Annotated in this window: 21 protein-coding genes and 1 riboswitch; of the genes, 10 read left to right on the top strand and 11 right to left on the bottom strand. The window is 68.9% G+C overall.

From position 1 onward, the window contains the following. Positions 1–53: 53 nt before the first annotated feature. Both lptG and lptF read right to left on the bottom strand, forming a co-directional pair. A complete protein-coding gene (gene lptG / locus MKK82_RS05180; RefSeq protein ID WP_238290854.1) occupies positions 54–1,142 on the bottom strand; it encodes an LPS export ABC transporter permease LptG in 1,089 nt (362 codons plus the stop codon). Positions 1,143–1,148: 6 nt separating this feature from the next. Further along, positions 1,149–2,309 (bottom strand): LPS export ABC transporter permease LptF, encoded by a 1,161-nt coding sequence (gene lptF / locus MKK82_RS05175; protein ID WP_243984830.1) that lies wholly within the window; start codon positions 2,307–2,309, stop codon positions 1,149–1,151. A 184-nt stretch (positions 2,310–2,493) separates the two neighbouring features. Here lptF and MKK82_RS05170 point away from each other — a divergent pair, with 184 nt between their 5' ends. The 4 genes from MKK82_RS05170 (at position 2,494) to msrP (ending at position 7,768) form a co-directional block, all read left to right on the top strand. After that, a complete protein-coding gene (locus tag MKK82_RS05170; RefSeq protein WP_243984828.1) occupies positions 2,494–4,005 on the top strand; it encodes a leucyl aminopeptidase in 1,512 nt (503 codons plus the stop codon). Between the two features lie 207 nt (positions 4,006–4,212). Then, positions 4,213–4,839, top strand: coding sequence for a hypothetical protein (locus MKK82_RS05165; protein ID WP_373323367.1), 627 nt, complete (start codon positions 4,213–4,215; stop codon positions 4,837–4,839). A 99-nt stretch (positions 4,840–4,938) separates the two neighbouring features. Next, a complete protein-coding gene (locus MKK82_RS05160) occupies positions 4,939–6,711 on the top strand; it encodes an AMP-binding protein (protein ID WP_243984826.1) in 1,773 nt (590 codons plus the stop codon). A gap of 103 nt (positions 6,712–6,814) precedes the next feature. Next, positions 6,815–7,768 (top strand): protein-methionine-sulfoxide reductase catalytic subunit MsrP, encoded by a 954-nt coding sequence (msrP, locus tag MKK82_RS05155; protein WP_238290800.1) that lies wholly within the window; start codon positions 6,815–6,817, stop codon positions 7,766–7,768. 225 nt (positions 7,769–7,993) lie between these two features. Here msrP and MKK82_RS05150 read toward each other — a convergent pair whose 3' ends face one another. From MKK82_RS05150 to carA, 8 genes are all read right to left on the bottom strand, one after another. Beyond that, a complete protein-coding gene (locus MKK82_RS05150) occupies positions 7,994–8,884 on the bottom strand; it encodes a LysR family transcriptional regulator (RefSeq protein ID WP_010681976.1) in 891 nt (296 codons plus the stop codon). A 323-nt stretch (positions 8,885–9,207) separates the two neighbouring features. Then, the gene (gene trxB, locus MKK82_RS05145) at positions 9,208–10,188 is read right to left on the bottom strand and encodes a thioredoxin-disulfide reductase (RefSeq protein WP_238290802.1); all 981 of its coding nucleotides are present in this window, start codon (positions 10,186–10,188) and stop codon (positions 9,208–9,210) included. Positions 10,189–10,202: 14 nt separating this feature from the next. After that, positions 10,203–11,252 (bottom strand): mitochondrial fission ELM1 family protein, encoded by a 1,050-nt coding sequence (locus MKK82_RS05140; RefSeq protein ID WP_238290805.1) that lies wholly within the window; start codon positions 11,250–11,252, stop codon positions 10,203–10,205. 243 nt (positions 11,253–11,495) lie between these two features. Further along, positions 11,496–11,996: a hypothetical protein gene (locus MKK82_RS05135; protein ID WP_238290806.1), complete on the bottom strand. Its 501-nt coding sequence runs from the start codon at positions 11,994–11,996 to the stop codon at positions 11,496–11,498. 4 nt (positions 11,997–12,000) lie between these two features. Next, on the bottom strand, positions 12,001–12,477 hold the full coding sequence (gene greA / locus MKK82_RS05130; protein ID WP_238290855.1) for a transcription elongation factor GreA: 477 nt from the start codon (positions 12,475–12,477) through the stop codon (positions 12,001–12,003). A gap of 90 nt (positions 12,478–12,567) precedes the next feature. Further along, positions 12,568–16,041, bottom strand: coding sequence for a carbamoyl-phosphate synthase large subunit (carB, locus tag MKK82_RS05125; protein ID WP_238290808.1), 3,474 nt, complete (start codon positions 16,039–16,041; stop codon positions 12,568–12,570). 532 nt (positions 16,042–16,573) lie between these two features. After that, positions 16,574–16,951 (bottom strand): hypothetical protein, encoded by a 378-nt coding sequence (locus MKK82_RS05120; protein ID WP_238290810.1) that lies wholly within the window; start codon positions 16,949–16,951, stop codon positions 16,574–16,576. Between the two features lie 296 nt (positions 16,952–17,247). Further along, complete coding sequence (gene carA / locus MKK82_RS05115; protein WP_243984824.1) at positions 17,248–18,477, bottom strand: glutamine-hydrolyzing carbamoyl-phosphate synthase small subunit; 1,230 nt, start codon at positions 18,475–18,477, stop codon at positions 17,248–17,250. A gap of 192 nt (positions 18,478–18,669) precedes the next feature. Here carA and MKK82_RS05110 point away from each other — a divergent pair, with 192 nt between their 5' ends. From MKK82_RS05110 to MKK82_RS05095, 4 genes are all read left to right on the top strand, one after another. Next, the gene (locus tag MKK82_RS05110) at positions 18,670–19,131 is read left to right on the top strand and encodes a GatB/YqeY domain-containing protein (protein ID WP_243984822.1); all 462 of its coding nucleotides are present in this window, start codon (positions 18,670–18,672) and stop codon (positions 19,129–19,131) included. Positions 19,132–19,244: 113 nt separating this feature from the next. Then, positions 19,245–21,134: a DNA primase gene (gene dnaG / locus MKK82_RS05105; protein WP_238290815.1), complete on the top strand. Its 1,890-nt coding sequence runs from the start codon at positions 19,245–19,247 to the stop codon at positions 21,132–21,134. Positions 21,135–21,332: 198 nt separating this feature from the next. Further along, on the top strand, positions 21,333–23,321 hold the full coding sequence (gene rpoD, locus MKK82_RS05100) for an RNA polymerase sigma factor RpoD (protein ID WP_238290817.1): 1,989 nt from the start codon (positions 21,333–21,335) through the stop codon (positions 23,319–23,321). A gap of 79 nt (positions 23,322–23,400) precedes the next feature. Further along, a complete protein-coding gene (locus MKK82_RS05095; protein WP_238290819.1) occupies positions 23,401–24,660 on the top strand; it encodes an adenylate/guanylate cyclase domain-containing protein in 1,260 nt (419 codons plus the stop codon). A 6-nt stretch (positions 24,661–24,666) separates the two neighbouring features. On the opposite strand, the gene MKK82_RS05090 is transcribed toward MKK82_RS05095, so the two are convergent. Further along, positions 24,667–25,197 (bottom strand): TIGR02281 family clan AA aspartic protease, encoded by a 531-nt coding sequence (locus tag MKK82_RS05090; RefSeq protein WP_238290821.1) that lies wholly within the window; start codon positions 25,195–25,197, stop codon positions 24,667–24,669. Positions 25,198–25,371: 174 nt separating this feature from the next. Beyond that, a riboswitch (TPP riboswitch) is annotated at positions 25,372–25,500 on the top strand. 65 nt (positions 25,501–25,565) lie between these two features. On the opposite strand from MKK82_RS05090, the gene thiO reads away from it, so the two are divergent. After that, on the top strand, positions 25,566–26,789 hold the full coding sequence (gene thiO, locus MKK82_RS05085) for a glycine oxidase ThiO (RefSeq protein WP_238290823.1): 1,224 nt from the start codon (positions 25,566–25,568) through the stop codon (positions 26,787–26,789). Then, positions 26,786–26,998: a sulfur carrier protein ThiS gene (thiS, locus tag MKK82_RS05080; RefSeq protein ID WP_238290825.1), complete on the top strand. Its 213-nt coding sequence runs from the start codon at positions 26,786–26,788 to the stop codon at positions 26,996–26,998. Before thiO ends, thiS begins: the two co-directional genes overlap by 4 nt.

Here is a 26,998-nt window from a genome sequence, read left to right as displayed (position 1 = left end):
TGCCGCCACGACCCTCAAACACCCGTCTCCCTGCCGGCGACGCATCGCAGCGGTCAGCCGTCTTCCTGGTACAGAAGCGTGAGCGTACCGAGAAGACTGCCTACCACGGCCGGGAACCAGGCCGCCACCGGTGCCGCGACGAGTCCGGACGCTCCGAGCCCCTCCATGACCTGTCGGACCACGTAGAGGGCGAAGCCGGCCGCGACGCCACCGAGGACGAGTTTGCCGACACCACCAAAGCGGAAGAACCGTAAGGAAACGGTTGCGGCGACGAGCACCATGGCGACGAACAGGACCGGCCTCGCCCACAGGACATCGTACTGAAGCCGGTATCGGGTGGCGTCCAAACCGGCCCGCTCGGTGCGTGCGATGGTTGTGGGAAGTTGCCAGAAAGGCACAGATTCCGGAGGGGTGAAGCGCTGCCGGACCTGCCCGGGATCGAGATTGGAGGCGATCAGGTAGGTGTCGAACGACTCGGGGGGCATCTCGGGTGTGAGAACGCGCACGTCGGAGAGCTCCCAGTACCCGTCGTGGAGCGTCGCCCGGGCCGCGACCAGCTGCTGGGCGAATTTGCCGGCCTCGTCGAAGGTGAAGACGGAGACGCCCGCGAGCGTCGTCGTGCCTTCGATGGCGGTCTCCGCGCGCACGATCGCCTCGCCGTCCAGGCCCCGCTGCCGGATCCAGAGGTCCTTGCCCGAGCCGGCCTTGGTGGCCTTGGCGAAGATTTTCGCCTCGATCTCCGTGGAGCGCTGCTTCAGCATCGCCGAGACCGGGTTGTAGATCCCCACGGCCGCCGCGCCGAGGGCCAGCGCCACGAAGAAGCCGGGCTGCAGGAACTGCCACGCGGAGATCCCGGCGGCCCGGGCGACCACCAGTTCCAGCTTGCGCGAGAGCTGGAGCAGGGCCGCCATGGAGCCGAACAGGACCGCGAAGGGCAGCACGCCCTCGGCCACCGCGGGGGTACGGTAGAGCGAGAGCTGCGCCATCAGCCCGGTGGATGCGCCCTCGGCCTCGCCCGCGCGGCGCAGCAGCTCGACGAAGTCGAGGGTGTAGACCAGCGCGAAGACGGTGATGAAGACGCCGAGCACGGTTCGGGCGAAGCGGGCGGCGAAGTAGCGCCCGAGGGTGGGACCGATCAGCATCATCGGTCAGGCCGCCGGCGCGAGGCGTCGCCCGCGGTGCAGGCCCCGCACGCCGCGGACCAGCGCGACGTTGAACGCCCGCACCCGCGGTCCGAAGAAGATCAGGAGGCTGGACAGCGCCATCGCGGCAAGCGGGACGCCATAGATCGCCGCCACGGCCCCGGAGCTGCGCGCAGCGGCGCTGACGGCCGCGAAACCGCCGATGCGCAGCGCCACGACGGCGAGGATCGCCCCGGCGACCGCCAGGCCGCGGCCCTGACGGGTGGTGCGCGGGTCGCCGAGCGCCGCGAAGGCGATGAAGACCAGGGCCAACGGGTAGAGGCAGGCGGAGAGCCGATCGTGCAGCTCCGCCCGGAAGCGGCCCTTCTGCAGCTTGTAGTAGCCCTCGCTCTGGTCGGGGAACAGGAGCTGCGCCGTTGAGCGCTCCCGGGGCTTGTAGATTGTATCGGAATCCGGGGGCGCGAAGGCGGCGAGGTCGATCGTGTACCGCTCGAAGGTCAGGATCGAGGAATCGCGCGAGTCCTTCTGCTGCTGGTGGACGCTGCCGTTCTCCAAGATCAGGTAGCTCTGGCCCTCGACGTCGACGGCGTTGCCGCGCTCGGCGAGGTAGACCTTGGTCTTGCCGGCTTCCCGGCGGTCCTGGATGAACAGGCCCTTGAGGGTGCCGCCCGGCCCACGCTCGCGGAAATGGAAGGTGATGCCGTTGTCGAGCTGGGTGAACTGGCCCTCCTTGACGACGTTCGCGATGAAGTCGCCGCGCACCCGCGTGATCACGTCGCGCAGCTCCTGGAAGCTCGCCGGCATCACCACCACCACCAGGAACCCGACCAGAAAGCTGACGATCAGCGCGAGGGTCAGGAAGGGCCGGAGGAGCGAGCGCGGCGGCATGCCGGCCGCCGACATGACGATCAGCTCGGAATCGCCGTTGAGCTTGTTGAGGGCGTAGACGGTCCCAATGAACAGCGCGACGGGCGCGATCACCACGACGAGCGTCGGCAGCGACAGACCGGTGACGAACAGGAAGACCAGCAGCGTCTGGCCCTTGGCGGTCACGAGGTCGAGTTCGCGCAGGGCCTGCGTCAGCCAGATCGTGCCGGTGAGGCCGATCAGGCAGGCCAGGGTGGACCCCAGGGCGATCCGAAAGATGTAGCGCTCGATCTGCCTCATTGGCCCGGCAGTCCCGCTCGTCCTCTCGCGCCCTCGAGCTGGCAGGGACCCGACAAAAGGGGCGATTCCAGGGCTGTCGCGTCGCGTTGCGTTCTCCGCCTCAGCGGCTACACAGGGCGAATGGCTCAGGCGGCGACGCGTGGGCGCGATGTGCGGCTCCGGGATGACGGGCAGGGCGACGGGTATGGCGGACGGTATCGAGATCGGTTTCGGTCCCCTCGGACAGAGCGGGCAGGGCCCGGGCGGATCCGGCGATCTCGTCGTCTTCGTCGGTGACGACCTCACCCTGAGTGCTGCGGCCCGCGACGCGCTGGGCGCGGCCGGGTCGGATCTCGTCGCGCGCGCCGCGGCGTCCGAGAAGTTCAAGGGCCGCTCCCTCAGCGCCTTGAGCCTGCCGGCCCCGTCCGGCGTCAGCGCGGAGCGCCTCGTGGTGGTCGGCCTCGGTTCGGACAAGGACCGCGCCAAGACCGACTGGCCGGTGCTGGGCGGCTTCACCGCCAGCAAGGTCTCCGGGCGGACCGCTCGGATCGTCCTCGACTGGCCGGGTGCATCGGTGACGGCTGCGCAGGCCGGCGAGTTCGCCCTCGGCGCCCGGCTGCGCACGTACACGTTCGACCGCTACAAGACCAAGAAGAAGCCCGAGGCCGAGGAGAAGGCCGCGACGGCTCTAACCCTCTTGCTGGCCGACCACGGCGCGGCGGCCCGAGAGGGCGACACCGCGCAGAGCCTCGCGGACGGCGTGATCCTGGCGCGCAACCTCGTGAACGAGCCGCCGAACGTGCTCTTCCCCGAGGAGTTCGCCCGTCGCGCCGCCGAACTCGCCAAGCTCGGGGTCGAAATCGAGGTCATCGAGCCGGCGCGGATGCGCGAACTGGGCATGGGCGCGTTGCTCGCGGTGGCGCAGGGCTCGGCCCGCGAGCCGCGGATCGTGATCATGCGCTGGAACGGCGGAACCGCTGGCGAGGCACCCGTGGCCTTCATCGGCAAGGGCGTGATCTTTGATTCCGGCGGCGTCTCGATCAAGCCCGGCGGCGGCATGGAGGACATGAAGGGTGACATGGGCGGTGCTGCCGCCGTGGTCGGCGCCCTGCATGCCCTGGCGGCCCGCAAGGCGCGCTGCAACGTCGTGGGCGCCATCGGCATCGTGGAGAACATGCCGGACGGCGGCGCCTACCGCCCCTCCGACATCCTGACGTCGATGTCCGGCCAGACCATCGAGGTGATCAACACCGACGCGGAAGGCCGCCTCGTGCTGGCCGACGTGATCACCCACGTGGTCCGCAGCGCCAAGCCGAAGGCGATCGTCGACCTCGCCACGCTCACGGGCGCGATCATCGTGGCGCTGGGCCAGGACATCGCCGGCATGTTCTCGAACGATGACGCGCTCGCCGGGAACATCCATGCGGCGGGCGAGGCGACGGGCGAGAAAGTCTGGCGGATGCCGCTGATCCCCGCCTACGACAAGGCGATCGACTCCAAGTTCGCCGACATGAAGAACACCGGCGGCCGTCACGGGGGCGCCGCCACCGCGGCCTCCTTCATCAAGCGCTACGTCGAGGAGGTGCCGTGGGCCCACCTCGACATCGCCGGCGTCGCGATGTCGTCGAACGCCAGCGAGATCAACCGCAGCTGGGGCGCCGGCTGGGGGGTGCGCCTCCTCGACCGGCTGGTGCGCGACCACTACGAGGCGCGGTAGGATCGCGCCGGGTCGTGCGGGTATGCGCACATCCCGCATCGGCTCCGATCATCTAACGGTCCCCGCAGCCCCGGGACCCGCTGGGATCCGGAGCGAACGATGAACCGCGCAGGGCTCAGCGCGGTGCCTGATCCTGTCGGGACGTCGGTTGCGGCCGCGCCGCGCCGGTGGACGAGCCTCGTCGGGCCGGCATTGCCGGTCCTCGCCATGCTGATCGCCCTGGCCCTGGCCGCCGCCACGGGCTTCAGCCAGCGCTCCGCACTGCCCGAGGCGGTCGAGCCCTGGATCTTCGGCTATTTCGCCACGCGCTACCCGCTCTTCGCCTTCGCGCTGATCTACGGCGTCGCGCATCTCGCCCGCGTGGCCGTCGGGCCGGGCCCGGCCTCTATACCGCGCCGGGCGCTGTTCGGGGTCGCAGGTGTCGCCGCACTGCTGACGGCGGGGCTCTACCCGACCTTCGGCGGCCTCATCCTGCGCGCCGGCTTCGCCACCGGCGGCATGGCGTTCCTGACGCATCAGCCCCTCTGGCTGGCCTACGGCCTCGGCGCCGGGGTCGCGGCCGGCCTGTTCGGTGCCATCCTCGGCCTGTCCGCCATCGCCACGAACCGGCCGTTTCGACCGCGCCTGCACCGAATCGGATTTGGCGCTCTCGCCTTCCTGGCTCTCTGGTTCGGCGCCGCCGTGATCGGACTGTCGGATACGGTCGGGTCGGGGCCGTGGCCGCGGCGGGCTTTCGCGCCGGGCGAGGCGGGCCTCGCCGCCCTCCTGCTCGTCGTCGCGGCTCTGCCACACGTCGCATCGGCGACAGCCCTCCTGCATCGTCGGGAGGCCTGACGGCATCGCCTTGCGGGTCAGCGCCCGTTCACGCAGAGTCGGCCCGTACTGCGTTGAAGGACCCGGCCGCCGAGAGCCGCGCCCGTGGGAGGCATCGCGATGCATGAGGCCAGCGTGATCGGGCACGGCGCTCAGGCGACCACGTCCGGACGGGCGACGGGTTCATCGACGGGTTCATCGACGGGCCGAGGACCGGAGCGGCCCTGGCTCGCCGCGTACCCGCCCGGTGTTCCGGCGGAGATCGACGTCGCGAAGCTCGGCACCCTCAACGGGCTGTTCGAGGCCAGCATGGCGGCCTTCGCCGACCGGCCGGCGATGCTGTGCTTCGGCTCGACCATGACCTACGCGACCCTGGGCCAGCACGCCCGCGATCTCGCCGCATGGCTGAAGAGCCAGGGTCTGGCCAAGGGCGACCGCGTGGCGATCATGCTGCCCAATGTGCCGGCCTACGCGGTGGCGATCTTCGGCGTGCTCCTGGCCGGCGGAACGGTGGTCAATACCAACCCGCTCTACACGCCCCGGGAGCTGACCCAGCAGATCACCGATTCCGGGGCGCGGATCCTCATCGTCCTGGAGAATTTCGGCGCGACCGTCGCCGCTTCGCTTCCGGGGCTCACCTTGGATCGGGTGCTTCTGGTCGGCCCCGGCGACGGGCTCGGGCTGAAGGGCCACGTCATCACCCTCGCCAGCCGGCACGTGCGCAAGGCGGTTCCACCATTCCGGCTGCCGGACGGCCTCGCGGTGCCGTTCGCCACCGTGCTGCGCCGCGGCCGCAACCTGCCGCGCGCCGCGGTCCCGGTCGGGCCCGAGGACCTCGCCTTCCTGCAATACACGGGCGGGACCACCGGCATCGCGAAGGCGGCGATGCTCAGCCACCGCAACATCATGGCGAATGTCGAGCAGTCGCAGCTCTGGTTCAACTCGAAGGACCCGAGCGTGCAGCGCTGCGCAGTGACGGCGCTGCCGCTCTACCACATCTTCGCGCTCACTGCGTGCTTCTTCCAGTTCATGCGCAGCGGCGGCTCCTGCCTGCTGATCCCCAATCCGCGCGACTGCGACGGCATGGTGAAGACGCTGAGCCGCACGCCGTTCACCCACCTGATGGGCGTGAACACATTGTTCAACGTGCTGATCAACCACCCGCAGATCGCGACGGTCGATTTCTCGAAGCTCGATTTCGTGGTTGGCGGCGGCACGGCGGTGCAGCGCGCGGTGGCGGAGCGGTGGAAGGCGCTCACCGGCAGCACCATCGTCGAGGGCTACGGCCTCTCGGAAACCTCGCCGGTGGTATCGGCTAATCCGCGAAACCTGCGGGACTTCACCGGCACGATCGGCTTTCCACTCCCCTCGACCGAGGTCTCGATCCGCGACGTCACGGGACAGCCGGTTCCGATCGGTGAGCCGGGCGAGATCTGCGTGCGGGGTCCGCAGGTCATGCGCGGCTACTGGAACCGGGCGGACGAGACGGCTCGGGCCATGACGGAGGACGGGTTCTTCCGCACGGGCGACGTCGCCGTCATGCTTCCGGACGGCCAGTTCCGGATTGTCGACCGGATGAAGGACATGATCCTCGTCTCCGGCTTCAACGTGTACCCGAACGAGGTCGAGGACGTCCTGGCGACCCACCCGGCCATTCTCGAATGTGCCGTGGTCGGCGCGCCGAGCGAGGAGACCGGCGAGATGGTCGTGGCCCACGTCGTCCTGAAGGATCCGTCGGTTTCCCTCGACGACCTGCGGGCGCATGCGCGGGCGCAGCTCACCGGCTACAAGGTTCCCCGCCGGGTCGTCCTGCACGACACGCTGCCGAAGACCAACGTCGGCAAGGTGCTGCGGCGGATGCTGCGCGACGAGACGCCGCCGGACGCAGCGTAACCGACCGCGGGGGCCAGCCGAAAGATAAGGGTGCGGCGCTTGTTCCCGTGTCGGCCGGAGCTGATCTGTGGAATGGCGGCGGGGGGACTCAGGAGAGGCGGCGATGGTGATTAAGCGCAAGCGCGGATGGGAGATGCCGGAGCATCTCGCCACGTCCGAGGCCCTGTTCCTGAACCGACGTGTCCTGATCGGCGGCGCGGCCGGCCTCGCGGCGGGCTCCCTCCTCGGCGGTCGGGCCGCCCTGGCGGCTGCGGGCGACCAGACACTGTACCCGGCCGCACAGAACCCCGCCTATACCCTCGACCGTGCGATCACGCCGGAACGGTTCAGCGCCGACTACAACAATTTCTACGAGTTCGGCACGTCCAAGACCGTGCTGCCAGCCGCCAACGCGCTCAAGACCCATCCGTGGACGCTCAAGATCGACGGGCTCGTGGAAAAGCCGTTCGAGATCGGCGTCGACGACCTGATCCGGAAGGTGGGCCTTGAGGAGCGGCTCTACCGCCATCGCTGCGTCGAAGCATGGTCCATGGCGGTACCGTGGACCGGCTTCCCGCTTTCGAAGCTCGTGGCGCTGGCCAAGCCGGCATCGGGCGCGAAGTACATCCGCTTCGAGACCTTCATGGACAAGGCCATGGCCCCGGGGCAGCGGGCCTTCTTCTATCCCTGGCCCTACACCGAGGGCCTGACGCTCGCCGAGGCCGGCAACGACCTCGCTTTCGTGGTGACCGGCGTCTACGGCAAGCCGCTGCCGAACCAGTTCGGTGCGCCGATCCGCATCGCCGTGCCGTGGAAATACGGGTTCAAGTCCGCCAAATCGATCGTGAAGGTGTCATTCACCGCCGACCGACCGAAGACCTTCTGGGAAGGTTTGCAAGCATCCGAGTACGGCTTCTGGGCCAACGTGAACCCGGCCGTGCCCCATCCCCGCTGGAGCCAAGCGACCGAGCGAGTGCTCGGGACCGATCAGCGCGTGCCGACGCTGATCTATAACGGCTACGGCGAGCAGGTCGCCGGACTCTACAAGGGGCTTGAGGGCGAGCGGCTTTTCCTCTGAGGCGACGTTCCGTCGGCGGGACGGTGTCACCGTCAGCACAGGCTCAGCGAACGGCTAGGACGGCGGGAGGCGGCGCAGGTTCGCGCCGCACGAACTGCTGTGATCCGCGCGCGACGGCGGGCACGGATCCGGTCCTGCCCGTCCTGGGCGGGCCGTCCGACCCGCGCAATGCGCCCGCTGCCTTGATCTGAGGGGTGGCGTCCGGCCTTCGGAGAGAAGGTCGCGTCAGTAGGTCCAGCGCTGCGCCTTCGAGACCAGGAAGTCCCGGAATGCCTGGACCCGCGCCACCGAGCGCATCTCCTCGGCGTAGACGAGATAGCTCTCCAGGCTCGGCATCTCGGTCTCGCGCAGGACCTGCACGAGCTGCTGGTCGCCGTCGACCGCGTAGTCGGGCAGGATCCCGATCCCGGCTCCCGCCTCCATGGCACGCTGTAGGGCGCCGATGTTATTGACCGTCAGGTGGACGTGCCGCCGCTCGCGACCGTCGCGGCCCGCATCGGCCAGCCAGTGCGCGGCGAGCAGGTACGACGGTTCGTTGCCGCCGAACGACACGAGGCGGTGATCGTCGAGATCCTCGATGGTCTTGGGCTCGCCGAATCGCTTGACGTAATCCTGGCTGGCGAAGGCATGGTAATGCACGGTGAACAGCCGGCGCTGGATCAGGTCCGGCTGAGCGGGCCTGCGCATGCGGATCGCCACGTCCGCCTCGCGCATGGCGAGGTCGAGTTCCTCGTTGGTGAGGATCAGCTCGATGCGCACGTCGGGGTAAAGGTCAAGGAACTCGCCCACCCGCTGCGACAGCCACGAGGTGCCGAGCCCGACCGTAGTGGTGACCTTCAGGTCCCCGGTCGGCCTCTCCGAGGTCTCCACCAGCCGGGCACGGGTGTTCTCCAGGCGCAGCTTCATGTCCCGCGCCGCGCGGAACAGCAGGTCGCCCTGCTCGGTGAGCAATAGCCCCCTCGCGTGGCGATGGAACAGCGGCGCCTTGAGTTCGCGCTCGAGGGCGCTGATCTGGCGGCTGACGGCGGACTGACTGAGACCGATGTCGTCGCCGGCCTTCGTGAAGCTGCCGGCTTCAGCGACGTTCAGGAAGATCCGGATCTTATCCCAATCCAAGGCCAGAACCCCCACCAGCGCAGCCCCTCAGGCCGCGTCCCGGCTTCACCGGCACACAGCGTTTCAGGCGGATCGCCGGGCGAACTGCGCGATGTCGACGGCGTATCGCCGCTTCCGACACCGCGCGGGTATGCATGCGCTGCATCCCGGCGCAGTCAAAACCCCTATGCACACAGCGCATGGTCGGGCGCAAGCACACGGATCGGGAAGTTGTTGAAATACCGGTGCGATTGCACCGGTTGACCACCGCTATACCGACCGCCGCGCGATTGGCGGGGATTTCAGTCCCCCGCCGCGGCGCAAAGCGTCCGGCGGGGCACCGATCATTCGGCCGCCGCGGCCTGGACCGGATCCTCGCCGATTTCGAGGTTGGCCAGGAATTTCTCCGCCTCGAGAGCGGCCATGCAGCCCATGCCCGCCGCCGTGATCGCCTGCCGGTACACGTCGTCGGTGACGTCGCCCGCCGCGAAAACGCCGGGGATCTCGGTCTCGGTGGTGCCGGGCCTCACCGACAGGTAGCCGCCGTGACGCATGGGCAATTGACCTTCGAAGATTGCGGTGGCCGGCTGATGGCCGATCGCCACGAACACCCCGTCGGCCTTGACCTCGCTGATCTCGCCCGAGCGCGGATCCTTCAGACGCACGTGGGTGACGTTCGGCGCGGGCTTCTGCACGCCGCAGATCTCGGCGATCTCCCGGTGCCACAGCACCTCGACGTTCGGGTGCTTGAACAGGCGCTCCTGCAGGATCCGCTCGGCGCGGAAGCTGTCGCGACGGTGGACCACCGTGACCTTGCTGGCGATGTTGGCCAGGTACAGGGCCTCCTCGACGGCGGTGTTGCCGCCGCCGACCACGACCACCTCCCTGCCGCGGAAGAAGAAGCCGTCGCAGGTCGCGCAGGCCGAGACGCCGCCGCCCTGGAACGCGGCCTCGGACGGGATTCCGAGCCACTTCGCCTGCGCGCCGGTGGCGATGATCAGCGCGTCGCAGGAATAGGTCTCCCCCGAATCAGCCTCCAGCCGGAATGGCCGCTGCTTGAGGTCGACTTTGGTGATGTACTCCGAAACGATGCGCGTGCCGACATGTTCGGCCTGCAGCCGCATCTGCTCCATCAGCCAGGGCCCCTGGATCGCCTCGGCAAAGCCAGGATAGTTCTCGACATCGGTGGTGATCATCAACTGGCCGCCCGGCTGGAAGCCGGAGATCAGCAGCGGCTCGACCATGGCGCGGGCTGCGTAGATCGCCGCCGTATAACCGGCGGGTCCCGAACCGACGATCACGAGCTTGGCGTGGGTGTGGGCCATCTCTCTCGGACTCCTCAGGCCGGCTCGGCCGCGCGGCGCGCAGCATAGGCGTCCGCGAGCGCCTGCGCGATAACCGGCGTCGCGTCGATCGGCTTGTACGTCAAATCCACCAACTGACCGGTGAACGGTCGCAGGGCTCCGGCGATGGCCAGCCCGGCGAACATCCGCCGATGCCGGATATAGGTGCGCGGCAGGTCAAACAGCAGGACCGGTGCGCCGGTGGCGACCGCCTCGCTGACCATGTTGGCGGAATCGGAGGTGACGACGATCGCCTCGGCGAGAGCCAGCATCCCGACGTAGGGATTGTCGCCGGTCCCGTCCCAGAGAAAGCCGCCGGTCTCGGCGGCCAACGTCCTCACCGCGTCGCGGAGCGGGTTCGGTGTCCGGCGGGAGATCGTCACCATCAGCCGGCAGCCCCGATCCGCGAGGGCCCGAAGGTCTTCGACCAAGCGGATCATGTCGGTCTTGCGATAGCTCAGATGGCGGCTGTCGCCGCCGACCAAGACGGCCACCCGCGGTCCGCCGAGCCGCGCGAGCCGGGGGTCGGGGCGCGCCCTGGCCGCGGCGAGCCGCGCCGCCGTGACGAGGTGCGGCGCCGTCAGCGTCGTGAACACGTTGGGACCGCGCAGGTCGTCGTAATCCGGCACCCAGATGAAATCCGCGCTGTCCTCGCCGGTGCGCGGATCCTTCAGGAAGGCCGTGAAGGTTCGGCCTCCGGTAGCCCGACGGACGGCGCGAAGATACGGGACGGCCCGTCGACCCGAGGCGATCAGGATGTCCGGATAGGGTCCCGACAGGGCGCCATCGCGGCGGCGCGGGCCCTCGCGCGGATCGATCGGCCCCCACGGTGCCATCCAGCCGAAGGGGCCGGCAGCCGGCACCTGCCGGATCTCGAACGCGAGGCCGAGCGTCTCAGCGAGGCCGACGCACTGGTTCTCGTCGCCCGCCTTGCCATCGGTGACGATCCAGGCGCGGGCGCGGGACAATTTGGGGAGGCGCTCGATCCCCCGATCCGGGCGGCTGAGTGCAGCGGAACCCGTCTTCGACACGTCGATACTTGCCATGCGCCTCGCTCGAGAAACCGGCGACCGGGTCCGTTCGGCCGCCGCGGCATGTCACCAGTGCTTGATCGGTCGGGCCCGTCACGGAAATCGGACGGCCGTGTCTATCTTGAAATGCCCGCGACGCGCATCCGCATCTCAGGATGGGGACATGGATCCGACGGCCCTGACCAAACGTCGCCACAGCATTCCGGTCGGCCGCCCATCCCGGCACGACCTGCGACACCGGAACTCGGCGCAGTCCTTCTAGTCCCGCGGCAGGTCCCGCGCGAGCCACTGCGCGTAGATGTCCGCGATCGCGGCCAGCCGGCGGTTCTCGAACTGGGGATCGTACCACGCGCCGCCGTAGCTCGACGGCGTCGCGGTCATCTGCGCATGCCGTCCGAGGACCTGACCCTTGGGGCCGACGAGCAGTGCCTCGCCTTCGAGATAGTCGGTCTGGAAATTGCCCCCGTAGCCCGGTCGCGCCCCGCTGCCGGCGAAGGGCCGCAGCGACAGGCTGCTCACCACGACGACCAGACGGGGTCCGCGTCCGCCGATCCGGCCGGCGAAGCTCTTCCGCAAGGCCTCGGTCAGATCGGCCGCGAGGGCATCGGCCTGGACGCCAGCGCCCTTCTCCAGGAGCGGCCGCACGTCGACCCGGATATCGGAGAAGTAAGCCGTCGCCGGGAAGTCGCTCGCCGCCGCGGACCCCGCGACGGCGCCGAGAAGCAGGCCGGCAAAGCGGCCCCAGGCACGTGGCCGCATCGGCTCAGCCGCCATACTGGACGGCGACGACCTCATAGGACTTGCCGCCGCCGGGAGTCGTCACCTCGACGGTGTCGCCGACGCCCTTTCCGATCAGCGCGCGGGCGATCGGGGAGGTGATCGATACACGGCCGGAGCGCACGTCAGCCTCGGGCTCGCCCACGATCTGGTAGGTCTTCTCCTCCTCGGTGTCCTCGTCGACGAGCTTCACCGTCGCGCCGAACTTGATCTTGTCACCCGAAAGCTTCGTGACATCGATCACTTCGGCCCGCGCGATCATGCTCTCCAGCTCGATGACGCGACCTTCGTTGTGCGACTGCGCCTCCTTGGCGGCATGGTACTCGGCGTTCTCCGAAAGGTCGCCCAGGGCGCGGGCCTCCGCGATCGCCTGGATGATGCGCTGGCGCTCCACCTGCTGGCGGTGCTTCAGCTCCTCTTCGAGGGCTGCGAGCCCGCGCACCGTGATCGGAACCTTGTCTATCGCCATCGTCTCGCGCCACAATGAAGAGGCCCGGCCGAGAGTGTAGCACTCCCTCCGGGCCACGAAATGAAGTCAGCGGAACCCTGAGGTTCAGGCCGCGAAGTATTCCTGCAACGCGCGGACCTTGAGATCGCCTTCTAGATAGGCCTTGATCCCCTCGGCCGCGGCCATCGCGCCGGCTAGAGTGGTGTAATACGGCACCTTATGCAAGAGGGCCGCGCGCCGGAGGGAGCGCGAGTCCGACAGCGCGCCGGCTCCCTCGGTTGTGTTCAGAACGAGGTGGATCCCGCCGTTCTTGATCGCGTCGACCACGTGCGGACGGCCTTCGAGAACCTTGTTGATCCGTTCAGCTGGAACGCCGTTCTCGACGAGATAGCGCTGCGTGCCGCCCGTCGCCAGGACGCTGAAGCCGAGATCCGACAGGAGCTTCATGGTGGGGAGGATGCGGGCCTTGTCGGCGTCCCGCACCGAGACGAACACGGCGCCCGCCTTCGGCACCTGCGTGCCCGAGCCGAGCTGGCTCTTGGCGAAGGCCACGCCGAAGCTCGTGTCGAGTCCGATGACCTCGCCTGTGGAGCGCATCTCCGGCCCGAGCAGCACGTCGACCCCGGGGAAGCGCGCGAACGGGAAGACGGCCTCCTTCACGGCGATGTGCGGCAGGATCTTCGGCTTCAGGCCGAACGTGGCCAGCGGCTCGCCCGCCATGATCCGCGCCGCGATCTTGGCGATCGGCTCGCCGATCACCTTGGCGACGAACGGCACGGTGCGCGATGCCCGCGGGTTGACCTCCAGCACGTAGATCACGCCGTCCTTGATGGCGTACTGGACGTTCATCAGGCCGACGACGTTGAGCGCCAGCGCCATCGCCTTCGTCTGACGCTCCAGGTCGTCCACGGTCTCGGGAGACAGGGAGCGCGGCGGCAGCGAGCAGGCCGAGTCGCCGGAATGGATGCCGGCCTCCTCGATGTGCTCCATGATGCCGGCGATGAACACGTCCTTGCCGTCGCAGACCGCGTCCACGTCCACCTCGACGGCGTCCGACAGGTAGCGGTCGAACAGGAGCGGGTTTTTGCCCAGCACCGTGTTGATCTGGCCGGTCTTGTCGTTCGGGTAGCGGGCCTTCACCTCCGAGGGGATCAGGCTGGGCAGCGTGTCGAGGAGGTAGTCGGCGAACTGGGTCTCGTCGCGGATGATCGCCATGGCGCGGCCGCCCAGCACGTAGCTCGGGCGCACCACGAAGGGCAGGCCGAGATCGGCAGCGATCAGCCGGCTCTGCTCCACCGAGTAGGCGATGCCGTTCTTCGGCTGCTTCATCGCGAGCTTGTCGAGGAGCCGCTTGAACTGGTCGCGGTCCTCGGCGAGGTCGATGGCGTCGGGCGAGGTGCCGAGGATCGGCACGCCGGCGGCCTCCAGCGCCCGGGCGAGCTTCAGCGGCGTCTGGCCGCCGAACTGCACGATCACGCCGTGCAGGGTGCCGGCCTGCCGCTCGGTCTCGATGATCTCCAGCACGTCCTCGGCGGTCAGCGGCTCGAAGTAGAGCCGGTCCGAGGTGTCGTAGTCGGTCGAGACCGTCTCCGGGTTGCAGTTGACCATGATGGTCTCGTAGCCGGCATCCGACAGCGCGAAGCAGGCGTGGCAGCAGCAATAGTCGAACTCGATGCCCTGGCCGATCCGGTTCGGGCCACCGCCGAGGATGATGACCTTATTGCGATCCGAGGGCTGGGCCTCGTCCACCACGGCACCGGCGAAGGGCGCCACGTAGGTCGAGTACATGTAGGCGGTGGGCGACTTGAACTCGGCCGCGCAGGTGTCGATCCGCTTGAAGACCGGGCGCACGGCCAGGGCGCGACGAGCGGCACTGACGGCGGACTCGTCGGTCTTGGCCAGCACCGCGAGGCGGGCATCCGAGAAGCCGGCAGCCTTGAGCTGGCGGAAGGCGCCGGCCGTCTGCGGCAGGCCGTGGGCCTTCACACGATTCTCGAGGTCGATGATCGCCTGGAGCTGCTCCAAGAACCACGGGTCGATCTTGCAGGACGCGTAGACCTGCTCGTGGCTCACGCCCAGCCGAAGGGCCTGCGCGACCTTGAGCAGCCGATCCGGGGTCGGTGTGCCGATGGCGGCCTTGATGGCGTTGTGATCGTCCCCCTTGCCGAGGCCCTCGATCTCGATGTCGTCGAGGCCGGTCAGGCCCGTTTCCAGGGAGCGCAGCGCCTTCTGCAGCGATTCGGCGAAGCAGCGGCCGATCGCCATGGCCTCGCCCACCGACTTCATGGCGGTGGTGAGCGTCGGCTCGGCGCCGGGGAACTTCTCGAAGGCGAAACGCGGGATCTTGGTGACGACGTAATCGATCGTCGGCTCGAAGGAGGCCGGGGTCGCGCCGCCGGTGATATCGTTGGCGATCTCGTCCAGCGTGTAGCCGACCGCGAGCTTGGCCGCGACCTTGGCGATCGGGAAGCCCGTCGCCTTCGAGGCGAGCGCCGAGGAGCGCGAGACGCGCGGGTTCATCTCGATCACGATCATGCGCCCGTTCTCGGGGTTGATCGCGAATTGCACGTTCGAGCCGCCGGTCTCGACGCCGATCTCGCGGAGCACCGCCAGCGATGCGTCGCGCATCACCTGGTACTCCTTGTCGGTGAGCGTGAGCGCGGGGGCGACGGTGATCGAATCACCGGTGTGGACGCCCATCGGATCGATGTTCTCGATGGAGCAGACGATGATGCAGTTGTCGTTCCTGTCGCGGACGACCTCCATCTCGTACTCCTTCCAGCCGAGCACGCTCTCCTCGATGAGCACCTCGTTGGTCGGGGACGCGTCGATGCCGCGCTCGACGATCTCAAGAAATTCCTCGCGGTTGTAGGCGATGCCGCCGCCGGTGCCGCCCATGGTGAAGGACGGGCGGATGATCGCCGGCAGGCCGACCTCGGCGAGCGCCATCAGGGCCTGGCCGATCGCGTGCTCGCCGTAGCGCTTGCGCCGATCGGTCTCCCCGGCGGCCCAGCTCTTCTCGAAGGCCGCCAGCGCCGTCTGGCGCGCGGCCGGGTCGTCGTTGGCGGCCTCGATCCGGGCGATCTCGGCAAGGTAGGCCCGCCGATCGGCCTTCTTGGCCGCCGAGGCGTTGGCCAGCGCCGATTTCGGGGTGTCGAGCCCGATCTTGGTCATGGCGTCGCGGAACAGGTGCCGATCCTCGGCCTTGTCGATGGCCTCCGCCGTGGCCCCGATCATCTGCACGCCGTACTTCGCCAGCACGCCCATCTTCTGCAGCGACAGGGCGCAGTTCAGCGCCGTCTGACCGCCCATGGTCGGGAGGATCGCGTCGGGGCGCTCCTTCTCGATGATCTTGGCGACGATTTCCGGGGTGATCGGCTCGACATAGGTCGCGTCCGCCATGTCCGGATCGGTCATGATGGTGGCGGGGTTCGAGTTCACCAGGACGATCCGATAGCCCTCCTCGCGGAGCGCCTTGCAGGCCTGGGTGCCGGAATAGTCGAACTCGCAGGCCTGTCCGATGATGATCGGACCCGCACCAATGATCAGGATCGAGGAGATGTCGGTGCGCTTGGGCATCTGCGGCCTTCTCAGGCCAAGCGCGCCCGATCGGGCACGGCTGAAATCAGCCCTGCTCCCGGACGCGCGTGGCGGGATTGTCGTTGAGCCCTGCGTTTACACGGGCGACGGGCGCATTGGAAGGCCGACGATGCAGCGCGGCCGCGGCCCGCGTCCCGTGCATGAATACGACGCGCGACCGTGCCGATCCGACAGCGCCGTTCTCATGGCCCGAGAACTGGATGCGCGTCCGGGCACCAACATATGCGGCGCGGACGTCGAGCCGCCGGTCTCGGATGTCGCGCGAGCACAAATTGTCCGTCTTGCCGGCGACCCGCAGGAGGGGCCGGAGCTGAGAGGAGGGCGGTTTTCGTCGGGTCGGTGGCGCGCTGCGCGGCGTCGCCGCGTTGTCCAGCGGGCGATCCGGTGGCCAGCGCGAGAGCCGAGGAACGGCAGGAAGGACGTGCGCCGCGAATCGGCTGCCGGGCGCTGCGGGTCCCTATCGGTCCGAAGCGGTCGGGCCCGGCGGCATGGCCCGCCGCACCGCGCGGTGTCAGAAGCCGGCGTAGAGGGCGGCAACGGCCCGATCGATCGAGAGGTAGAACACCCCGAAGGCCACCACGGCGGCCGCCGCGAACTCGACGGCGACGTTCGAGAGCGTCTGCGCCCGGCGCAAAACCTCGCGCCCGAAATACAGGGAGACCCAGGCCAGGGCCAGGACGGCTGGCAGAGCGAACAGATACGACACCGTGCTCTCGACGCGGTCGAGGCCGGCGGCCGGATCGATCAGGGCGCGGATATTGCGCACCCAGGGCGCGTAGACGGCGGCATAGAGGGCGGTCAGCCAGGACAGACCCACCGCGACGCCGAGATGAAGCGTGAAGGTGCGGTGCAGGCGGGAGAAGTCATCGCGCGCCTCGTCGATGGTCATACGGCAATCCCCTGCGACGGGCCGGCGCTGGCTGGCGCGGTTGCGCCGCCGTTCACAGGCTGTCGTAGGCGCCGTTAAGACACCGGATCTGGCGGATTTTATGACCCCGCGGCGGCCCGATTGGGGTCGCACGGCGGGTCCCGTTCCGCACTCGTCTTCCTGGCGGCGCCGAGCCCTCCCGCGTCCAGCAAGACGCGCCCCAGGCCGCGGCGACCACGGAAACGCGGCGCGGCCCGGAGCGCCGAACTCCGAACCGGGAAGACGAGGCCGGTCGACACGGAGGAGGAGAAGCCGCGTCAGGCGTCCTTCGGGGTCTCCGGCTCGCCTGAGCGCATCAACGTCACGAAGCGCTCGAAGAGGTAGTGGCTGTCGCGCGGGCCCGGCGAGGCCTCCGGGTGGTGCTGCACCGAGAAGGCCGGACGATCGGTCAGCGTCAGGCCGCAATTGGAGCCGTCGAACAGGGAGACATGGGTCTCGACGGCCGACGCCGGAAGGCTGGTCGGGTCCACCGCGAAACCGTGGTTCATCGACACGATCTCGACCTTGCCGGTGGTCTTGTCCTTCACCGGGTGGTTTGCGCCGTGATGACCCTGGCCCATCTTCACGGTCCGGCCGCCCAGCGCGAGGCCCATGAGCTGGTGACCGAGACAGATACCGAAGGTCGGCACCTTCTGGTCCAGCAGCTTGCGGATCACCGGGACCGCATAGGTGCCGGTGGCCGCCGGGTCGCCCGGGCCGTTCGACAGGAACACGCCGTCCGGCTCCAGCGCCAGGATGTCCTCCGCCGTCGTGGTGGCGGGCACCACGGTCACGTCGCAACCGGCCTGGGCGAGGAGGCGCAGAATGTTGCGCTTCACCCCGTAATCGATGGCCACGACCTTGAGGCCCTCGCCCGGAGCGCGCTTGCCGTAGCCGTTGCCCAGCGCCCAAACGGTCTCCGACCATTCCGACGGTGCGCGGCTCGTCACCGGCGGCACGAGATCGAGACCCTCCATGGGCGCCAGCGCGGCGGCGCGGGCCTTCAGTGCCTCGCGGTCGAACTTGCCCGCCGGGTCGTTGGCGATCACCGCGTTCGGCATGCCGTGGTCGCGGATGCGGGCGGTGAGCGCCCGGGTGTCGACGCCGGTGATGCCGACGATGCCGCGGGCCTTGAGCCAGCCGTCGAGATGCGATGACGAGCGCCAGCTCGACGGCTTCGTCACCGCCGAGGCGATGACGGTGCCGCGCACGCCCGAGGCCGGTGCCGCCTCCAGGCTTTCCAGATCCTCGTCGTTGGTGCCGACGTTGCCGATATGCGGGAATGTGAAGGTGACGATCTGCCCGGCATAGGACGGGTCGGTCAGGATCTCCTGATAACCGGTCATCGCCGTGTTGAAGCAGACCTCGCCATCGGCGATCCCGGTCTGACCGATGCCGAATCCCTCCAGGATGGTACCGTCGGCCAGAACCAGCAGGGCCGTCGCGACCGGCTCGGCCCAGGGTTCCGGAGCCCGAGCCTCGGGGGCATGCGCGGCGTCTTGCAGCATCGGGTGAGTCTCGCTTATGTCCGGCCGAAGGCGGGCGTCGGGTTGCGACGCTCTCGGCTTGCGGCATGATCGTGTGTGGCGCTCTTAGCGAGCGGCCCGCGATGGGGTCAATGTGGCTCCTCAAACCGCAGGGCTCAACACCCGCAAATCGCAGGCCAGCCCCCTGTTTCGACCGTTGGAAGGCCCATAAAGATGCTCCGCGCGCGCTTAACAACCGAGATGAAGGAGGCCATGAAGGCCGGCGACAAGGACAAGCTCGCCACCGTGCGGATGATCCAGGCCGCCCTCAAGGACAAGGACATCGAGGCAAGGGGCCTCGGCAAGGAGCCGACATCCGACGAGGAAATCCTGTCGCTGCTCCAGAAGATGATCAAGCAGCGCAACGAATCGGCCACCGTCTACGAGCAGGGCGGACGCCCGGAGCTTGCCGCAACCGAGCGCGCCGAGATCGCCATCATCGAGGGCTTCCTGCCCAAGCAGATGGACGAGAGCGAGACGAAGGCAGCCGTCGAGGCGGCGATCCTTGAGACCGGCGCCGCCGGGCCGAAGGACATGGGCAAGGTGATCAGTGCCCTGAAGGGTGCCTTCGCGGGCCGGATGGACTTCGGCAAGGCGAGCGGGCTGGTGAAGGCGGCGCTCGCCGCCAAGGCCTGATCCGCTTCTGACAGGCCTCTCCCCGTAATCCTCTGCCGGCTTCCCGGCCGGCGGGGGACTCCGCCGGCTTCGACGCGCTATAGAAGCGGGTTCAGGCAACCCACCCAGGCCCCGTGCGCTACCCGCCCCACATCCTGGAAGAGATCCGCGCCCGCCTGCCGGCCTCATCGGTGGTCGGACGGCGCGTGCAGCTGAAGAAGGCCGGACGCGAGTGGCGGGGCCTGTCCCCGTTCAACGCCGAGAAGACGCCATCCTTCTACGTGAACGACCAGAAGCAGTTCTATCACTGCTTCTCCTCCTCCAAGCACGGCGACATCTTCACCTTCCTGATGGAGACGGAAGGGCTGAGCTTCCCCGAGGCGGTCGAGCGACTGGCGGGGGAGGCCGGCGTCAGCCTGCCCGCTCAGACCGAGGACCATCGGGAATCCGAGACCAAGCGCGCCGGGGCCATCGAGGTGATGGAGATGGCGGCCCGATGGTTCGAGGAGCGGCTGCAATCCGGGCAGGGCAGCGAGGCGCGCGCCTACCTCGAACGCCGCGCCCTCGGCCGGGACGTTCAGCAGCGGTTCCGCCTCGGCTACGCGCCGAACGAGCGCTACGCCCTGCGCGATTATCTGGCCGGCAAGGGCGTCGAGAAGGCGCTGATGGTCGAGTTGGGCCTTCTCGCCGCCGGGGAGGGCGTGTCGGTCCCGTACGATTATTTCCGTGATCGGGTGATGTTCCCGATCACCGATACCCGGGGCCGGGTGGTGGCCTTCGGTGGCCGGGCGCTCGCCAAGGAAGTTCGGGCCAAGTACCTGAACTCGCCCGAGACCCCGCTCTTCCACAAGGGCCGCACGCTCTACAACCTTCACGGCGCCCGCAAGGCGGCGCACGAGCGAAGCTCGATCATCGCGGTCGAGGGTTACGTCGACGTCATCGCCATGACGCTCGCCGGGCATCCCGAGACGGTGGCGCCACTCGGCACGGCGCTGACCGAGGACCAACTCGCCCTTCTCTGGCGCCACGCCGACGAGCCGATCCTGTGCTTCGATGGCGACAAGGCCGGCCAGAGAGCTGCCTTTCGCGCCCTCGACATCGCGCTGCCGCTCCTCGAACCGGGCCGGTCTCTCCGGATCGCGCTCCTGCCCGGCGGCCAGGATCCCGACGACCTGCTGCGCTCCGGGGGCCCCGGGGCGATCGACCAGGTCCTGGCGGCGGCTCTGCCCCTCTCCGAGCTGCTCTGGCGGCGTGCCGTCGAGGCCGGGCCGGTCGATACGCCGGAGCGGCGCGCCGGCCTGACTCAGACACTGCGCACCACCGTCGCCACGATCCGCGACGAGACCGTGCGGCGCTACTACCGCGACGAGATCGAGGAGCGCCTTCGCGGCCTTTCGCCCCGGGGCACGCGCACCGCCGCGCCGGGACCGCGCGGCCGGCCGCGCTTCGTCCGGCCGGGGGAGGTGGTCTCGCCGCGCATCACCGGCAGCCCGAGCCCGTCGGTGACCGCGTCGGCAGGCTTCACGGGCGCCGCGCCGGTACGAGAAGCCGTGATCGTCGGCACCTTGCTGGCGCATCCCGAGATGTTCGCGGAATTCGGCGAGGAGATCGCCGACCTCGACTTCGAGGATCCCGATGCGCGGGCGCTCGTGTCGGTGTTGTTGTCCTGCGCCGCGGAGGACGAGCACGCTTCACTGGAGGTGTTGCAGAACCGCATCAGCCGCACCGGTCTCGCTGCCGCAGCCGACAGAATCCTCGCGCTTGCCCGGTCGCGGGACCGTACGACGCTGGCGCCGCACGCTGATCCCGCTCTGCGTGCAGACGCGCTCAGACAAGCGATGATCTTGCACCAGCAGGCAGGAGCGCTACATAGCGAACTTCGCGAAGCACGGCAGGCATTTGAGAACGATCCGACCGATTCCGGTTGGGCCTGGCTCTGCGAAGTGAAGGCGAGGCTGGAAACCGTCATCGCCGCCGAGGCTGAGGCCGACGTGCCGGTGTCGAGCGACTCGACGGCCGCGTGATGGCTGTGCCATGGCGGTGGCGGAGGGGAAAGCCCTGCCATAGTTAACAATCGGTCAAGCCTCAGGCTTGCATACGGAAACCGACGACTCACGGTGCCCGGAGCGATCCGACACCGATCTCATACAGCGGCGCCGACGGCGTGGACCGGCCTCTTCACGGCCTCCGCAGCGCGCCGCGTGCGAAACAATAGGCTGATCATGGCGACGAAGGCAACGGAACGGGACGAGACGGACGCTGCCCCCGAGCAGCAGACCGACGGGCCGCTCCTCGACCTGACGGATGCTTCGGTCAAGCGGATGGTGAAGCTCGCCAAGAAGCGCGGCTACGTGACCTACGAGGAGGTCAACGAGGTTCTGCCCGAGGGCCAGTCCGATCCGGACCAGCTCGAGGACGTGCTATCGCAGCTTTCCGAAATGGGCATCAACGTCGTCGAGGCCGAGGAGACCGACGAGGCTGCCGGCGAGAAGGCCGCCGAGGGGGAGGAAGAGGAGGCTGAGGGCGGCGAGGTCGCCGAGGTCGCGCCCGCGCGCGCCGTGACGGTCGCCGCCACCACCAAGGAGCCGACCGACCGCACCGACGATCCGGTGCGCATGTACCTGCGCGAGATGGGCTCGGTGGAGCTCCTGTCCCGCGAGGGCGAGATCGCCATCGCCAAGCGCATCGAGGCCGGCCGCGAGGCGATGATCGCCGGGCTCTGCGAGAGCCCTCTGACCTTCCAGGCGATCATCATCTGGCGGGACGAGCTCGTCGAGGGCAAGGTCCTCCTGCGCGACATCATCGATCTTGAGGCGACCTACGCGGGCCCCGACGGCAAGAACGCGCCGCAGATCGCCGACGGCGAGGGCGAGGACGGGTCCGAGGACGGCGAGTCGCCGGCTCCGCCGGAGGGGGGCGACGACGAGGACGATCTCGAGAACAACGTCTCGCTCGCCGCGATGGAAGCCGAGATCAAGCCGCGGGTCCTCGAGACCTTCGACGCGATCGCCGCGAACTATCGCAAGCTGCGCAAGTCCCAGACCGAGGGCACCGAGCGCAAGGCCGCGGGCGAGAAGAACACGGCGGCGCAGGACCAGAAGCAGATCGAGCTGAAGGACACCGTCGTCGCCGACGTGAAGTCGCTGTCGCTGAACAACAACCGCATCGAGGCGCTGGTCGGTCAGCTCTACTCGATCAACAAGCAGCTGATCGGCCACGAGGGCCGGCTGATGCGCTACGCCGAGAGCCACGGCGTGGCCCGCGACGAGTTCCTGCGCCACTACCAGGGCTACGAGCTCGATCCGAACTGGATGGAGCGCGTCGGCACGCTGGGCGGCAAGGGCTGGAAGAACCTCGTCGAGAAGGGCTCGCGGCAGGTCACCGAGTTGCGCGCGCAGATCCTCGATCTCGCGTCCGAGACGGGCCTGGAGATCGGCGAGTACCGCCGCATCGTCAACATGGTCCAGAAGGGCGAGCGCGAGGCCCGCCAGGCCAAGAAGGAGATGATCGAGGCCAACCTGCGCCTCGTGATCTCCATCGCCAAGAAGTACACGAACCGCGGCCTTCAGTTCCTGGACCTGATCCAGGAAGGCAACATCGGCTTGATGAAGGCAGTCGACAAGTTCGAGTATCGGCGTGGCTACAAGTTCTCGACCTACGCGACATGGTGGATCCGCCAGGCGATCACCCGCTCGATCGCCGATCAGGCCCGCACCATCCGCATCCCGGTCCACATGATCGAGACGATCAACAAGATCGTCCGCACCTCGCGCCAGATGCTGCACGAGATCGGCCGGGAGCCGACCCCGGAGGAGCTGGCCGAGAAACTGGCCATGCCGCTGGAGAAGGTCCGAAAGGTCCTGAAGATCGCCAAGGAGCCGATCTCCCTCGAGACGCCCATCGGCGACGAGGAGGACAGCCACCTCGGCGACTTCATCGAGGACAAGAACGTCGTCCTGCCGATCGACGCGGCGATCCAGTCGAACCTACGTGAGACGACGACGCGGGTACTCGCCTCGCTAACACCCCGCGAGGAGCGCGTGCTCCGCATGCGCTTCGGCATCGGCATGAACACCGACCACACCCTCGAGGAGGTCGGTCAGCAGTTCTCGGTGACCCGCGAGCGTATCCGTCAGATCGAGGCGAAGGCCCTGCGCAAGCTGAAACACCCGTCGCGCAGCCGGAAGCTCCGGAGCTTCCTGGACAATTGAGCCCCCGTCGCGGCCTCGGCCGCGACGCTTCTCCGTCAACCGCGTTGCCACGGCGCCGCGCGGCATCCACTCTGGCGCCATGCTCGAACGCCGCCCGCCATCGACTGGAGCGCCGACGGCCTTCGCGGACGGCTCGGAGGCCGATGATGTGCCTTTCGGCTCGCTGCAGCCCTCCGTGGGCATCCGTGACTGGCTCCTCGGCGAGGGCGCCCGGATGCCCAACGCCGAGGAGATGCTCGCCGGCCTCGCCGAGCGGCTGATCGCCGTCGGCGTGCCGATCGACCGGGCCTCCACGGCCATCGACACGCTGCACTCGGAATATGCCGGGGTCGGCCGGATCTGGACCCGGGACGGCGGCACCTCCGTGCGGCTGTTCCCGCACGGCGCCCGCTCGACGGATGCCTATCTCAACAGCCCGTTCCACACGGTCCACGAGACCGGGGAGTGGCTGATCCTCGACCTCGCAGAGACGCCGGACGATGCCTACGCGATCGTTCCGGACCTGAAGGCCGGCGGCTACACCCACTACGTCGTGGCGCCGCTGTTCTTCACCAACGGCACCAAGAACGGCATCACGTTCGCCACCCGCGCGCCGGAGGGTTTCGGCGACGACGACATCGCCATTCTGCGCTTCGTCATGCCGGCCCTCGCCGCGGTGGCGGAGATGCGCGTCCTGAACAAGCAGCTCGACCACGTCCTGCGGCTCTACGTCGGCGACGAGCCGCATCGGGCGATCCTGGCGGGGGACATTCGCCGGGGACAGGTCACGCGGATCCGCTCGGCGATCCTGTTCGCCGACATGCGCGACTACACCCGCACCTCCGCCGACATGACACCGGAGGAGGTGGTGGGCCTGCTCAACGTGTTCTTCGATTGCCTGGTGCCGCCGATCGAGCGGGAGGGCGGCGAGGTGCTCAAGTATCTCGGCGACGGCCTGCTGGCGATCTTCCGCGAGTCCGGCGACGATCTGGGTGGCGCCGCCAAGGGGGCGCTGACGGCGGCCCAGCACGCCCTGGCGGCCCTCGACGAGGCCAACGCCCTGCACCAATTCCCGGTGCCGGTGGCCGCCGGCATCGCCCTGCATCACGGCGAGGCGGCCTACGGCAATGTCGGGTCGGGCTCTCGGCTCGACTTCACGGTGATCGGCCGCGACGTGAACCTCGCGAGCCGCCTCGCGCAGCTCAACCGAATCCTCGGCGAGCCGCTGCTGATGTCGAAGCCGTTCGTAGACTTCCTCTGGGGCGATCCGGTCGCTCTGGGTGAGCACCGGCTCGACGGCTTCGACGAGCCCATGGCGGTGTTCAGGCCGAAATTCCTGCGGCCGCGCAAGCCGAGCTGAGCGCCGTCAGCCCCGCAGCGTCATCGTCGCGCCGCTGACGCTGAAATCGCGCAGGCGTCTCAGGAACGACATGCCGAGCAGGCTCGTGCCGAGACGGCCCCGGGGGATCACCACCGCCTCCACGTCGCGGACGGTGATGGACCCGATCTGCATCAGGCCGATCCGGATCGGCGCCACGCGGACCGTGCCGTTGGCGGTGTTCCAGACGCGGCTGAAATCGCCGGGCGCGACCCGAATGCCGATGCGATCGGCATCCTCTTCCGAGAACGCACAGGAGCTCGCGCCGGTATCCACCATCATCGGCAGCGCGCGGCCATCCATCAGGGCGTTCACGAAGAAATGGCCGTTGCGGCCGGCCTGGAGCGCCACGCCCGCCACCATCCCGTCCGCCGGAGGCGCGGCGGCGACCGCCACCGTCGGGTCCGGACGTAGCCGCTCGCGCAGCTTCTGAAAGGCGGTGACGGACAGGAAACCGATCGTGCAGACGACCACGAATGTGCGCACGCTTCCCGCCTCGATCCGAACAATCGGATTCATCGTGGAGGAGGATCCCTGAAGGGTTGGTGGCGGGTGCGCCCGACGCGGCGACGGCCGGCCGGATTCCGGTCGGCTTGGTATCCGAGCGGTGACTGCGATCGGTGAATGTCCATCCCGGGCGAAGGGCCGGCGGGCGGCGGGGTTGACCCGGACACCGCGGACGACCAAATCTGTCTCCGTTCCAGGGAGATCCCCGGCAAGGGGCTGAGAAACCGCTGGCACGTCCGTCAGGACCTGCGGCGCGGAAATCCTTCGAACCTGATCCGGCTCATACCGGCGTAGGGATTGGACCGTGGCCGCCCGGGAGGGCAGGCCGCAGCTTCTCACAGAAGCGCACGGCCCGCTCTCCGCGACGGCAATACGCGGAGATGCCCGTGCCCCTCGACCGCCCCGCTTCACCGATCGGCCGCCGGCGCAGTCCGGACGGCACCGCCGTGCCGGCGCGCCTTCCGGCGCGGACCGACGTCGCCGTCGTGGGCGGTGGCCTGATCGGCCTGTCGATCGCGTGGCGCCTCGCCCGGGCGGGCCGCGCCGTGACCGTGCTGGAGCGTGAGACGATCGGGGCGGGCGCGAGCCTCGCAGCCACCGGCATGCTCGCCCCGGCCGCCGAGCACGAGCCCGGCTCCGATCCGCTGCTGCCGCTCGCCCTGGAGTCGCTCCGCCGGTGGCCTGCCTTCCGCGACGCCCTCGAGGCCGAAACCGGCCGGGCCATCGACTATAGACCCGACGGGACATTGGTGCTGGCGGTCGGCCGCGATGAAGTCGAGCGTCTGCGCTTCCGCTACGACCTGCAGCGTCGATCGGGCCTCGACGCCACCTGGCTGCCCGGCGGCGAAATCCGGCGGCTGGAACCGGGACTGCGCCCCGCGGTCACCGCCGGAATCCATTGCCCGCTGGACCATCAGGTCGATCCCCGACTGGTCATGGACGCCCTCACCGAGGCCTGCCGTCGGGCCGGGGTCGTCCTGGCGGAACGGACTCCGGTCACCAGCCTGGACTGGTCGGGGGGCCGCGTCACCGGGGTGAGGGTCGGAGACGGCAGCGTCGCGGCCGACACCGTCATCCTGGCTTCCGGCGCCTGGAGCGGGGAGGGCGGCCTGCTGCCCGAGAACCTCGCCCTGCCGGTCCGGCCCCTGAAGGGCCAGTCGCTCGCTTTGAAGACGACCGCACACACCGGCACCCTCGGGCGGATGATCTGGACCGAGCAGGTCCACATGGCTCCGAAGAGCGACGGCCAGCTCATCGTCGGCGCCACCGTGGAGGATTGCGGCTTCCGGCCGGGCGTCACCGCGGGAGGCCTCTACGCATTGCTGGAGGGCGCGCGCCGGGTGCTTCCGGGCATCGAGGAGATGGAGGTGGCAGCCGTTTGGAGCGGCTACCGTCCCACCTCGGACGACGACGCGCCGATCCTGGACGTGCTCGCCCCCGGTCTGGTCGCCGCCACGGGCCATCATCGAAACGGCTTCCTTCTTGCCCCCGTCACCGCCGACGCGGTCGCCGACCTCGTGACGGGCGGCGCGCTGCCGAAGGTCGCCCAGCCCTTCACCCTGGCGCGGTTCGACCGACCGGAGCCCCGGAGGGCCTCGGCATGAAGCTCTTCGTCAACGGTGAACCGCGCGAGTGCGCCGCCGAGACCGTGGACGCGCTGTTCCGCGCGGAGGCGGAGGAGAGCGGCATCGAGAGTCCGCAGGGCGTCGCCATCGCGCTGAACGGCCGGGTGCTGCGCCGCCGGGATTGGGGCGAGACCCCGGTCGCGGACGGGGACCGCGTCGAGATCGTCCGCGCCATGCAGGGAGGTTGA

Source organism: Methylobacterium sp. E-046 (assembly GCF_022829625.1).
Taxonomy (GTDB): Bacteria; Pseudomonadota; Alphaproteobacteria; order Rhizobiales; family Beijerinckiaceae; genus Methylobacterium; species Methylobacterium longum.
The sequence above is the reverse complement of the archived record's forward strand: the minus strand, read 5'-3'. Positions and strand labels throughout refer to the sequence as shown.

Excerpts from the sequence above, each read along its gene's own strand:
- lptG (WP_238290854.1), bottom strand. The coding sequence starts at position 1,142 with ATGCTGATCGGTCCCACCCTCGGGCGCTACTTCGCCGCCCGCTTCGCC.
- lptF (WP_243984830.1), bottom strand. The coding sequence starts at position 2,309 with ATGAGGCAGATCGAGCGCTACATCTTTCGGATCGCCCTGGGGTCCACC.
- MKK82_RS05170 (WP_243984828.1), top strand. The coding sequence starts at position 2,494 with ATGGCGGACGGTATCGAGATCGGTTTCGGTCCCCTCGGACAGAGCGGG.
- MKK82_RS05165 (WP_373323367.1), top strand. The coding sequence starts at position 4,213 with ATGCTGATCGCCCTGGCCCTGGCCGCCGCCACGGGCTTCAGCCAGCGC.
- MKK82_RS05160 (WP_243984826.1), top strand. The coding sequence starts at position 4,939 with ATGCATGAGGCCAGCGTGATCGGGCACGGCGCTCAGGCGACCACGTCC.
- msrP (WP_238290800.1), top strand. The coding sequence starts at position 6,815 with ATGGTGATTAAGCGCAAGCGCGGATGGGAGATGCCGGAGCATCTCGCC.
- trxB (WP_238290802.1), bottom strand. The coding sequence starts at position 10,188 with ATGGCCCACACCCACGCCAAGCTCGTGATCGTCGGTTCGGGACCCGCC.
- MKK82_RS05140 (WP_238290805.1), bottom strand. The coding sequence starts at position 11,252 with ATGGCAAGTATCGACGTGTCGAAGACGGGTTCCGCTGCACTCAGCCGC.
- MKK82_RS05135 (WP_238290806.1), bottom strand. The coding sequence starts at position 11,996 with ATGCGGCCACGTGCCTGGGGCCGCTTTGCCGGCCTGCTTCTCGGCGCC.
- carB (WP_238290808.1), bottom strand. The coding sequence starts at position 16,041 with ATGCCCAAGCGCACCGACATCTCCTCGATCCTGATCATTGGTGCGGGT.
- MKK82_RS05120 (WP_238290810.1), bottom strand. The coding sequence starts at position 16,951 with ATGACCATCGACGAGGCGCGCGATGACTTCTCCCGCCTGCACCGCACC.
- carA (WP_243984824.1), bottom strand. The coding sequence starts at position 18,477 with ATGCTGCAAGACGCCGCGCATGCCCCCGAGGCTCGGGCTCCGGAACCC.
- MKK82_RS05110 (WP_243984822.1), top strand. The coding sequence starts at position 18,670 with ATGCTCCGCGCGCGCTTAACAACCGAGATGAAGGAGGCCATGAAGGCC.
- rpoD (WP_238290817.1), top strand. The coding sequence starts at position 21,333 with ATGGCGACGAAGGCAACGGAACGGGACGAGACGGACGCTGCCCCCGAG.
- MKK82_RS05095 (WP_238290819.1), top strand. The coding sequence starts at position 23,401 with ATGCTCGAACGCCGCCCGCCATCGACTGGAGCGCCGACGGCCTTCGCG.
- MKK82_RS05090 (WP_238290821.1), bottom strand. The coding sequence starts at position 25,197 with ATGAATCCGATTGTTCGGATCGAGGCGGGAAGCGTGCGCACATTCGTG.
- thiO (WP_238290823.1), top strand. The coding sequence starts at position 25,566 with ATGCCCGTGCCCCTCGACCGCCCCGCTTCACCGATCGGCCGCCGGCGC.
- thiS (WP_238290825.1), top strand. The coding sequence starts at position 26,786 with ATGAAGCTCTTCGTCAACGGTGAACCGCGCGAGTGCGCCGCCGAGACC.